The organism is Roseateles sp., from assembly GCF_031397715.1.
In the GTDB taxonomy this organism is placed as follows: Bacteria; Pseudomonadota; Gammaproteobacteria; order Burkholderiales; family Burkholderiaceae_C; genus Paucibacter_A.
In genome coordinates, this window is the sequence record NZ_JANNMI010000051.1 from 1 (window position 1) to 9,237 (window position 9,237).

Here is a 9,237-nt window from a genome sequence, read left to right on the forward strand (position 1 = left end):
GGGTTTGGTATCTGAGCCACCACAGATAGCCATATTTCCAACCTTTGTCGATCAGCGTGTGTTGCTTGGTGGCGTTGCTGACCCAATCAGCGGAGACCAATTGGCGCCCATTCCACTGGCCTTTTTGGACCATCAATTGACCCAGTTTCGCCATATCACGCGGGCGCATGAGCAAATGGCCGCCGGTGTCGGTCTGTTTGCGCTGATCAAAGTCGGCCCAGCGCACTTCGTTGATGCCCAGCGGGGTGAACAAGAAGTTGCTGGAGAAGTCCGGAATCGGGCGCTTGCTGGCCTGCGCCACCACCCGACCGAGCGCCACCACGCCCCCGGTGCAATAGTGTGTTTGGGTTCCCGCAGCGGCCTTTTGTGGCAGGTTCAACAAGTGGGCGACCCAATCCGTCGTCTTGTACATCGTGTCTTCATGGCCGGGCGAATTGTTGTCGCGGTCGTCACAGGCCAGGCCCGTGCTCATCGTCAGCAGATGATCCAGCGTGATGCCCCGGCTCAAGGCGGGTGCGCCCGGGTAAGGCGCGCTCAGATGAGTATTCATCGGTTCATCCACGCCGGTCAGAAAACGCTGGTCAATCGCAATCCCCACCAGCAAGGAGGTAATGCTCTTGGTGGCCGAGCGTAGGTCGTGCAAGGTATCTTTGTCATAGCCATTCCAGTATTGCTCAAGCACCGGCTTGCCATGACGCAGCACCAACATACTGGCCAGCCCATGCTCCGCGGCACTCGGCAGATTGGCAATCGCCTGGTTCAGCCGTGCCGCGTCCATGCCGACCTCGGCGGGTGTCGCGAGCGTCCATACTTCATTGGAGTTGGGCGGGACGATGACGCGCTCCGCTGATTTGGAATCACCGCCGCCGCCACAGCCTTGCAGCAACAAACCCAAAACGAGGCCGGCGATGTGTAGATATTTTATTTTCATTATTGAGCCCTGATATCGAAATGACGAGTATCTGCCAGTGAATTGACTTCGGCCGCCCGGCTTTACCCGTAGCCAAGCCGCCCATTCAGGCGGCGAACTTGCATCCGAGGCGAGGGTCCCGAGGCTAGGGCCAAGGCGAGGGTCAAGCCGAGGGTCAAGTCTCAATACTGTTGCATTAGCAATTTCTCGCCTTCTGAAACCACTGATTCGGAGTGGGTGGCAACGGCCCAAGCGGGCGTGTGTCGCAGTCGATGTTCACCCGGATCGGCAAATCGCGGTCATGCGATTGGTACGGCGAATTCCGCCGCTTGAACATGCGAGGTGATTGTTTCCCTACGGTGCGCGTAGTGCGTAGTTTGGCGCCGGTATTCATCAGATCGCGCCACCACCACAGGCGCTTTCTGGGTCTCGCTGGGGGGAAAGGCCCCTGACTGGGGCTGGGTGCGCCGCATCAGCTGAATGTGACTTGCAAACGAGAGATCCCGGTGTCGCATGCGGTGGGCACTGGCGCCCTGATGCATTAGCCAACGCACTGCGTAATGGGCCAACACCCAGCCATAGAACTCCTGGCGCAACAGCTTTGCAGTCTTGCTGCGCAACACTCGGCGGCGTTGCAGCAGGTGGGTCTTCAACTCGTCAAACACGGTTTCCACTTCCCAGCGCTCGTGATAAAGCGTAGCCAAGTCCATCGCCGGCGCCTCTTTCGGATCAAGCAAGGTCGTTAACAAACGGTAGCGTGGCTGCCCGTCGGGGAGGCCAGGCATTTCGTAATCAATAACGCGCACCACAAGCGCATTCTTCGCCTTCTCTTTGCGGCCCACGCCGCTCGGGTACAGCGAGCTGAGGTAGCTGCCATCGCCCAATTCCTGCTGGACTGGTAACGGGCGATCCTTCATGCAGCGCCACAGTAAATCAGCACCCGTGTCGCTGGCTTCGCGCCAATAGGAGTAAGCATCGAAGCCCCGATCAGCCGAGCACAACATGCTGGGCTTGAGGCTGCGCAGCATGGGCTTGCAGACGGTCCATTCGTCATCGCGATAGGCTCCCATATGGGCATCCAATATCGCGTGTGTGGCGCACTCCACCAGCAGTCCGCATTTGGCATGAGGGTAGCCGGAGTGCCCGGTCCGACTGCCGGGGTAGCCGAAATGCTCGACGTTGTCGGCCTCATCCGGTACCTCGAAGGTACTGCCATCAATGGCTACCAGGCGCCGGCCCGCATAGAACGCCTCGGGGTGTTCGGTCAACTTGGCCAATGGCACACAGGCTAGCCGCATCAAGTCTGTCAGTGGCGCAACATCAATCTTTTGCCGCAAGCGACTGATACATGACTTGTTCACGCGCGCCGGCTCTGCGGCTCCCGCAGCCCAAGCCAGCCCATGTGTCATGACAGCAAAAACTTCCTCATATGCCGCCTCGGGGTACAGGCTAAGAGCCATGCAGTAATAAACCCCAGCCACAGCAGGAAAGCTGCGAATGCGCTGGCTGTTGCAGGCGTGCCGATTCAAAACTTCATGCACTTGCTCGGCTGGATAAACTCGGGCTAAAAGACTGGCGGTCAGAAAATCACTCAGCCTCGCGCCTGTTCCCAAAGTGGCTTTTGTACTCGCCATGCTTCGCTCCGATTAAGGGACGGTGCAAGTGATGGCAAAAAATCATCTAAAGCAACAGTATTGAGACTTGACCCTGCTGCCTCAAGACCTGCCGCCGTTAGTAATTGCCGCCGATCATCAAAGCTTCTTCGCTCCAGCCGAACTGGAGCACCTCGCCCAGCTCGAATATCGGCGGCAAAAAAGTGCACCAATGCTGCCTTACCCTCGCCCTGACGGCACTCGCGGTTGAAGTCGGTCAGGCATGAGTAGCCGCAGTCGTAACCGGCGGCCTTGACCTCGGCGAACAAGCGTTGTGCGAGAAAAAGACGCGCTCCGACTTCTTGTCCGGGCTATGCAAACGCCGGATCTTGCCAATCATGTCCAGCGGGATCGTTCCTTGCCCCCGCCGCATAAAAAAGCAGCCGAGTAAGTGAAACACCTGGCTCAATTTAGGGTCGGCACTTCCCCTAAAAACGGCTCTGTAATTTGGTCGGTGCCAACAGTGCGCGCCGTCCTACAGACTTAGGTGAAACCAAAAGCTACCCTCTCGTAGCCATTTATGGAGCCTGCTTTGACTTGAGAGAGCTTGCTTTATCTACCTCTTGTTTGCTGCCACACGCCTGACACTATGCCATCGTCTCCCTCTGACACCACCACCCGCTCCAGCATGCTGAGCGTGTTGGACAGGGCACTCGACCAAGGCCGGTCTGTCATGGCCGATGTGGAGGCATGTGCCGCAGATATTGGTTTAGCGAACGAGTTCGCGAATACTCGAATCACCGGCGGATCGACCACGCTTCCCGCCGCTCAAGCGCTGCGCAGCGGCTTAGCAATCGAATTGAGAGTGCATGGTTGTGTCGACCACCTGCGGCGCGTAATCGACGACTTGGCCCAAGGCCTAGACAAGGTCAGGGAGGTTGAAAAATCCTTAACACTATCTCGTGCTGCGCTGGCGCAGTCGGAGGCTGCACTTGCAGCGTCTCGCACGGCCGAGCGCACCGCCGGTCTGTGCCTGCATGACAAGCAGACTGGTTTGCTTAACCGCAAACCGTTCCACGACTGCTTGGCTCAGGTCAGCGTCGCCGCCGAGCGCCGTGGTTCGGTGCGCGACAGGGCATGCGAGCTCGACGATGCGGGAGCCAGCGACGCAGCCGACCCATCGGCCGTCGTGATCAAGGTTCTGGTTGCCGAAGACGAGAGCTCCATGCGCGACCTGGTGCATCGCGTTCTCACAGGCGCCGGGATGCAGTTGGTGAATAGCGGCCCCGCCGCCGAGTTGCTCAGCGCAGAAAAGCTTGCGTCGGCGACGATTCCGCGGCTCTACGTGAAGATGCCGGGTATGTCCGGTATGGCCGGCCTGTCCGGCCTGGCCGGCTTGGCCCTGCATGACCTGCTTAGAAATTGTGGCGTCCACGTGCCTGTCGTGTCTAACGGTGGTGGCTCCGACATGGCCCTAGCCTTGACCGCGATGCGAAACGGGGCTGCTGAGTTCGCTGAGATGTCGATCCAAAGAGCCTCGCAACTCGATCGGGTACGCCGATCAGACACCCACCTCCCCGACCGCATGGCGATCTTGGAACGTCCTGCAGACCCGGAGGTCATGGCCCGTTTCGAGACCCTCACTCCGCGCGAGCGTGAGGTCTTTAATCTGCTGGTGACAGGGATGAGCAGCAAGCTGATCGCACGCGAATTGGGAGGGAGTTTTCGCACGATCGAAGTTCACCGTGCGCAGGTCATGCACAAGATGGCAGCCCGACATCTGTCCGAACTCGTTCGGATGAGCATTGAGTCGATGTCGTCGTACAGGGTCCCAGCGCGCTGACATCCCGGGTCGAAACTCACCCGGGATCTTTAACACTCAGCAGTTGCCGCGACTGAGACGCTCAGGCTGATTTTTGCCGGCGGGAGGTTGACAAACGCATCCGAGGGTTCCAAGTTTGGGCACTGCAAGTCAGCGTGTGCCCGTCACCTCGACATCGACGCGGCGGTCCGGCTGTAGGCAGGCGATGAGGGCGGGCGTGGCCCTGTTGCCCTTGCAAGCGTCGCGGTCCGTCACCGGTTGGGTTTCACCCTTGCCCACGGCACTGACTTTGGCGGAATCGAAACCCTTGACGTCCACCAGGTAGGCGCGCACGGTAGCGGCGCGCTGCGTCGACAGCTTTTGGTTGTAGGTGTGCGAGCCCAGGCGGTCGGTGTGTCCTTCGACCGTGATGAGATCGAAGCTAGCGCCGCGCAATTCGCCGGCAAAGGCGTCCAGCGCTGTCTTGCCCGCAGGCTTGATGTCCGACTGGTCGAAGCCGAACAGCGACTCGGCAGAGAAGCTGACCCGCCGGCGCTCGGGCGCGGCAGGCGGTGGGCTCGGCGCCTGCACCAGCTCGACGGGCGGCGGCTGGGGAGGGGGCGGGGGTAGCGCAGACACGGCGGGCGCCTGTGCCATCGCACGCGGTGCTGGCGTCTCGCTGCGGCCGAACGGGAACACCAAACCCACCGACACGACGTTCACGCCGCCACGGTTGCCCACGGCGTCGTCGATGCTGTAGCGCTCGGCTTCGGCGCGCAACAGGAAATTGCGACTCACTTCGTATTGCAGTCCGCCGCCGAACTTATAGCCACCTGCGCGTTTGCTGGGGTTGGGGTTGAGCAGGCTCACGGCGCCGGCGCTGCTGAAATTGTCGCGTGTGCGGTGCGCTTGGCCGCCGACGCGGGCGATGGCAGAGAAGCTCTCGCTCAGTGGCAAGGTGGCCACCAGGTCGAGGTTGACACCTTGCGACTGGAGCTGACCGATGAGTGTGCCTGCAGGCACCGTCGTGGTGTTGAAGCCGAACTTGCCCAGGCTGAAGTAGCCCGCTTCGACGCCGAGATAGCGGTTGAACTGATAGCCGCCGAACAGCCTGTAGGCGCTGGCCTTCTCGTCGCGCTCGAAGCGGGTGGTGTTGAGGCCTTCGGCTTGCAGCCCAGCGGTAATGCGTGTTTGGTCGATCTTGGCGCGCGACGGGCCGCCCGAAATTCCGACATAGCCATAGCCGCTATCTTGCGAAAATGCCGATGAGGCTAGCAGGGCCCCGAGCCCGGTCAGAGCGCAAAGGCGCAGGGTGTGCATGGTGTTCATCCGGTTCCTTGAATTGCGAGCGTCCAGTCGACGGGCTTGGCCCTGGGCCATCTGGTTGGCGCTCATGGCGCGACGATGCTCACGTTGACCAGGGTCACCGAAGCCGTGAGCCCGATGGCGCGCCCGATGAGCGTGGTCTGTACGGTCTGGCCGGCGGTCGAAATGGTGACGCCGGCCGGCGCGATGATCGTGCCCACCATGGTGCTGCCGTCCTCGATACGGGCGGCGCTGCCGACCTGCCAGAACACGTTCTTGGCCTGCGCGCCGTTGATCAGGAGCACCGATCGCGGCGTGGCCGACAGACCCACGGTCAGTGCCGCTGCGCTCTGGAACACCCACACCGCGTTGGCATCGCCGCGGGCATCCAGGGTCAGATTCGCGCTGGTGATGGCAAAGGTGCCACCGGCCGAGGTGTACACGCCAGGGGCCAGGACCAGGCCACCCAACTGTCCGGCACCCGGGTCGCTACCCGGCGGCAAAGCGGCTAGCGTGTTGTAGGCCGTCTGCGCGTCGGCGCGCGCCTGGGTGGCAATGGCCAAGGTAGCGGCCGTGCCGGGGGCGGGCGGGGCGCAATACACGCTGCCATTGACGGCACCGATATTGAGCGGTGTCTCGGTGTAGCCGTTACTGGCGTCGTGCAAGCCCGTGATCAGCGTGCAAGCTGCGGTGCTGCCGATATTGCCGCCGATGGCCGTCGTGATGCCCTGGTTGGTGACCCCGGCGGCGCCGCCGAAGGCCCCGAACGATGCGATCGAGCCCAGCTCCACCGGCCCCAGGCAAGGCTGGGTTCCGGTGCTGAAGCTCCAGACGCGAGGGGCGGCCAGGGCATTGCCGGCCAAGTCCTTGACGCCTGCGCTGCCGCCCAGCACGGTGACCGTGAAGCTGCGGCTGGCGGCGAACCCTGCTGCCGCGTTCGGCACAAAGGTGGCGACCCGGCTGGCTGCGTTGTAGCTCACGCTGCCGGCCACGGCCACGCCGTTGTCGCTGACGCCGAAAGTGGCGGCGCTGATCGTTGCCGGGTCCATAGGCTCGCTGAAGGTGGCACTGATGGGGCGGGTGAGGCAAACACCGGCGCTGAGGTCCGGTGGACTCACTTCGGTCACGGTCGGCGGGGTGGTGTCACCGGTGGCACCGGTGGTAAAGGTCCACACATGGTTGCCGGCGCTTGGTGCTGTGGCCGTGTTGCCCGCCAGCGAGTTGCCTGCCAAGTCGGTGGCGGCCGTGGTGACGGTGGCCGTGAACAAGCTGCCGCTGGCCAACACGGCGGCAGGCGCGAAGGTGGCTGTCATCGAGCCCGCGGCATAGCTCACCGTACCGGGAACCGCGGTGCCCAGCGTGGTGTTTATCAGCGTGAAGCTGCTGCTGCTGAGGCTGGATGCATTCATCGCCTCGCTGAAGGTGGCGGTGACGGCGGTGTTGTTGGCAACGCCAGTGGCACCGCCGGCCGGCACGGTGACGGTCACCGTCGGCCGAGTGGTGTCAGGCGCCGCGCCTGTTGTGAAGCTCCAGACATGGTTGCCCGCAGCCTGCGCCACGGCCGTGTTGCCGGCCAAGGCGTTGCCGGCCAAGTCCGTGGCCGCGCTGGTGAGGGTGGCCGTGAACTGGCTGCTGGCGGCCAGGCCGCCGGGGCTGGACGGGGTGAAGGTGGCGGTGCGCGAGCCAACGGCATAGCTCACCGTTCCGGTCACCGCGGTACCCAGGGTGGTATTCGTCAGGATGAAGTTGGCGCCGTTGATCGTGGCCGGATTCATGGCCTCGCTGAAGCTGGCGCTGATGCCGGTGTTGGCAGCGACCGCAGTGGCACCCGCAACAGGCACGGTGAGGGTCACCGTGGGGCGTGTGGTGTCGGGTGCGGCGGCGGTGGTGAAGCTCCAGATGAAGTTGACGGCCAGGGCGTTGCCGGCCAGGTCGGTGGCAGCGGTTGTGACAGTCACCGTGTACAGGCTGCTATTGGCCAGCGTGGCGGGGGCGGTCGGCGTGAAGACGGCGGTGGACGAGCCGGCGGCATAGCTCACGGTGCCGGCCACTGGGGTGCCCAGTGTGGTGTTGGTCACTGTGAAGCTGGCGTTGGTGAATGTTGCCGGGTTCATGGCCTCGCTGAAGCTGGCACTGATGGCGGTGTTGGTGGCCACCCCCGTGGCGGCTGCGGCAGGCAGAGTGAGTGTCACTGTAGGTCGCGTCGTGTCGGATGCCGCGCCGGTGGTGAAGGTCCAGACGTGGTTGCCTGCACCCGGTGGCACTGCCAAGTTGCCGGCCAGCGCGTTGCCCGCGAGGTCGGTGGCAGCGCTGGTGATCGTGACCGTGAACAAGCTGCTGCTGTCCAAGGTGGCGGGGGCTGTCGGCGTGAAGATGGCTGTCTGCGAGGCCGCCACATAGCTCACTGTGCCGGTCACCGGGGTGCCCAGCGTGGTGTTGGCTACCGTGAAGCTGGAGCCGGTGATCGTGGCCGGGTTCATGGCCTCGGTGAAGGTGGCACTGATGGCCGTGTTGCTGGCCACCCCGGTCGCTGCTGCCGCCGGAACTTTGAAGCTCACCGTCGGGCGTGTCGTATCCACCGGCGCGGCCGGCGCGGTCAAGAAGTTCCACACAAAAGCAGCACCCATTGCGATGCCCGTGCTGTCCTGCACCGTACCCGCGACGCTGGCTTGGCAGGGCGTGTTGGCTGGCAGCGCGGCGTTGGGCGTCAGGGTCGCCGTTTGGGTGGCGGCGTCGTAGGCCACGCTGGCAGCGACCGGCGTAGCGGCCGGGCAGGTCAGGGTAAAGCTGGCGTTGGTGATCGTCGAAGCGAGCATCGCTTCACTGAAGGTGGCTGACACCCGAACGTTGCTTGCCACGCCAGTGACGATGGGCGTGCTCGCCACGGGTGAGGTGGCGGTTACGGTTGGTACGCGCCCGGCCCCCGGTGTGCCGAGGATGGGGTCGAGACCACCACCGCCACATCCGGCGGTCAGGGTCGCCAGCAGCATCACGGCGACACCTGCCACTTTCGTCGAGAAACTGGAAATCTTGCAAAACGGGTTCATTGTGGCTTCCTTGCAGGCGGAGGGCATCGCGGAACGGACGACAAGAACGCCTGAACCTGGGTAGATTCACTGCGGGCTGCGCCCGAACGCCGGAGCTCGTTGGGGATCGCACCGGCCACCGAACCATATGGACTTAACGGTGAAATCCATATACGTACGCGTACTTACAAGGCCAGCGGGGTGCCATCGATTTGAAGTTCATAAGCACTACATCGCTTAAAGAACAGCAAGTCGCCACCTCCCGGTGACTTGCGCTTCCGGACATGCTGGCAGTTATGATTTTCCTCGCTGTGACTTTCTTGGTTGACTCGCAAGCCGCTTCTCATGGCTTAAGAGGAGCTGGGCCTAAGTGCACCTGCTTGGCGAGAAATGAGGCTAAATGCTGAGCCTTGCAGGACTTGGATGCGCCGCTTTGAGGTGGCTTTTCAGGCGCCACGGCGAGAACGACATGTCGTGGCGGCGCGTCGAACTAAACGCCAACAGCGCCTACCCCATCGGCTTCCTGGTGAGATCGCCGAACGGTCACCCGGAGCCCGGTGATGCTGTCAAGACATCGTGCCCCTCATCGCCCCGCCGTCGAAC

5 protein-coding genes and 1 pseudogene are annotated in these 9,237 nt (G+C 62.8%); 1 reads left to right on the forward strand and 5 read right to left on the reverse strand.

Annotation, left to right across the window (positions count from 1 at the left end; all coding sequences use genetic code 11):
• The 3 genes and pseudogenes from RMO57_RS02410 to RMO57_RS02420 all read right to left on the reverse strand — a co-directional run.
• On the reverse strand, positions 1–931 hold a 931-nt coding region (locus tag RMO57_RS02410; protein WP_310383859.1), incomplete at its 3' end, for a serine hydrolase.
• Positions 932–1,209: 278 nt separating this feature from the next.
• On the reverse strand, positions 1,210–2,544 hold the full coding sequence (locus tag RMO57_RS02415) for an IS4 family transposase (protein ID WP_310383861.1): 1,335 nt from the start codon (positions 2,542–2,544) through the stop codon (positions 1,210–1,212).
• Between the two features lie 100 nt (positions 2,545–2,644).
• A pseudogene (locus RMO57_RS02420) lies at positions 2,645–2,908 on the reverse strand (IS21 family transposase); the annotation flags it as partial.
• A gap of 327 nt (positions 2,909–3,235) precedes the next feature.
• Between RMO57_RS02420 and RMO57_RS02425 the strand changes: the two are divergent.
• The gene (locus RMO57_RS02425; RefSeq protein ID WP_310383863.1) at positions 3,236–4,345 is read left to right on the forward strand and encodes a response regulator transcription factor; all 1,110 of its coding nucleotides are present in this window, start codon (positions 3,236–3,238) and stop codon (positions 4,343–4,345) included.
• A gap of 129 nt (positions 4,346–4,474) precedes the next feature.
• On the opposite strand, the gene RMO57_RS02430 is transcribed toward RMO57_RS02425, so the two are convergent.
• The gene (locus RMO57_RS02430; protein WP_310383865.1) at positions 4,475–5,698 is read right to left on the reverse strand and encodes an OmpA family protein; all 1,224 of its coding nucleotides are present in this window, start codon (positions 5,696–5,698) and stop codon (positions 4,475–4,477) included.
• Positions 5,695–8,655 (reverse strand): Ig-like domain-containing protein, encoded by a 2,961-nt coding sequence (locus RMO57_RS02435; RefSeq protein WP_310383867.1) that lies wholly within the window; start codon positions 8,653–8,655, stop codon positions 5,695–5,697. Before RMO57_RS02435 ends, RMO57_RS02430 begins: the two co-directional genes overlap by 4 nt.
• Positions 8,656–9,237 lie beyond the last annotated feature (582 nt).